General features: G+C 52.0%; 1 protein-coding gene. It reads right to left on the bottom strand.

Annotated features, from left to right (window positions below; all coding sequences use genetic code 11):
- The coding region (locus OSC10802_RS40510; protein ID WP_198525138.1) for a YncE family protein at window positions 1-2,174 on the bottom strand (2,174 nt) is incomplete at both ends.

The following is a 2,174-nucleotide window of genomic DNA, read 5'->3' as shown; positions in this document are numbered from 1 at the left end:
CGCGAGTCAACACAGTCACGCTACTGAACGTATTGCTCCCAGCAGCCGGTTGAGGAAGCAAAGTTTTAAACTTATCCGTGACAATTTTTCTGTCTCCTTGAGCCGTCATAGCTTCCACAGCCCAGTGGTAAGTCTGACCGGCAGTCAATATCCGCTCATCAGGAAGCGTAAACTCATCAAAGTCACCACTGGTACTGCCCCCATTCCAAGTCCACGCACCATTCTTCCACTTAGCCGTGAGGACGCGGTTGGGATTGTAATCCCGTTCCGGTGTCACATTCCCCAATCCCTCCCACCTGTCCTTCGGCAACAATCCCTGGCCTTTGGGAAACACGCTCACATACAAATTCACCTCACTAATATCTTGAGGAGACAGATTGGGAAGACCGCACTGAATACTGTCATCTTTAAACTTCCACTCAAACGTAGGAGTGAGGTCATCTGTACTGCCACCGGCACCCGGACTCACCAAATCCACCCAGTCTCTCGCTGACGCTACAGTCAAACCCTTAGGACTCACCATCCCAATAGGAGCGCGATTGCTATCCTGCGGCACACCAAAAGTGAACTGATTCACCCAGTTCCCCCCGATAATCTCGTAATCCGCAGCCACACTAATATCCGGATTGATGTCATCCACCGGCACGAAAAGCAAATCTCTCAGTGCCGCACGCTTACTGCTCGCATTAAAAGCAATGCTACCTGCCCCCCTGCTGTAGCTATCCAGCCAGTAATTGCCCGGATTCTCAACAGCCTTTATAATCTCCTCAACATCATAAATAAAACTAGCGCCCTTTTGCTCAGGAGAAGAAGACTGCAATTGCAGCCCTGGATAAGAAACCGTCAGGTATTTTTCATCACTTGAAAGCACCAAGTCAGTGGTGAGTCCCTTCGGAATGGGCCGGGTGGCCGCCACCAATTGCGGTGCGGGGCCGAGCGGATCTTTAATAATCCCAATATTACTGCCGGCCCTCGGCCCATCAACGCTTTCCACGTTTGTTTGAGGGCTGTCATTAATCGCCGCGACAAACGCATACCGCCCATCCCGCGTTACAGTTACCGCCACCGCTCTGTTGACATCAAAGTAATCCCCAAAATCCCCCAAACTTAACGATGCGTAGCGAGCGAACGCGGCAAAATTCAGAGGGTCATCATTCGTAATTTCCAGCACCCCAAAGCCCTGATTGTCTCTAAGCCGGTTGGTAAAAGCCATCTGCAGCGGGTTGGAAGTAGGGGCAATTCCCTCGGTTCCCGATAACATCGAGATGGCTCCTATTTGTTCGCGCCACTTGCGGGCATTTTGATTCAAATCGGTGGGCCGGTCATTCGGGTCAATATTGATGACAAAAATGTAACCGCTAAGCGCTGTAGCGAACAGCCGGCGTCCGTCGCTGCTAATAGCAATCTGGCGCAGCCCCGAAGGCGCAGGGCTGACCGAAATCTTGCCGACTACCTGATGATAAGTTTCCGAGAACGGGTCAATATCCAGGACGTAAATACTGCCGCTGGCACCGTCAGCAATATAGGCGAACTCCTCTGATGGATCAATAGCAATTGTTCGCGGTTTCGCACCGGCAGGCAAATCAATAGGCTCTACTTCTGGCGTTTCCGGATTAGTATCCACTTGGCGCAGTGCCATCAAATCTGCCACCGCCACGCGACCAGACTGTTCCAGAGGCACATAAGCTCTCGTCGCACTAGCAACCGCCGCCAATTCCGCCGGACCATCCTGCCGGTCAGCAGTCCCCACCGGAATGCGAGCTGTTAGCAAATCACTGCTATTACCGGCAGTCCCCAACTGCTTGCCATTTATAACACTAATTACATCCTCAGACTGCTGCGCCACCAGCGCTAGCTCAACACAGTTAGGCGCTAGCCGAATATCTTCTTCGCTGTCCAGTTCGACAATTTCGTAATCTTGCTGACCCGGACCCAGCTGCTCTTTCTGCTGGCGCGATAAAACAATTCGGGATTCGCCGAGGGGTACAGTATAGGGCACCTTAACCGCGACTTCATACCGGTTGTCTTCTAGCTCTTTCCCGGATTCAGGCAGCACCTCACCTTCATAAACCCTATTCCCAACGTAAAATTTGGCAGTCAAGTCTGTAAAATTGCTGCCGGTACCGCCGAAGTCGTTCAGGAAATTGCTCCCTCTGAGAAACACAACCGGCTCG

Origin of the sequence: Kamptonema formosum PCC 10802 (genome assembly GCF_000332335.1) — a bacterium.
GTDB lineage: Bacteria > Cyanobacteriota > Cyanobacteriia > Cyanobacteriales > Oscillatoriaceae > Oscillatoria.
The sequence above is the reverse complement of the archived record's forward strand: the minus strand, read 5'-3'. Positions and strand labels throughout refer to the sequence as shown.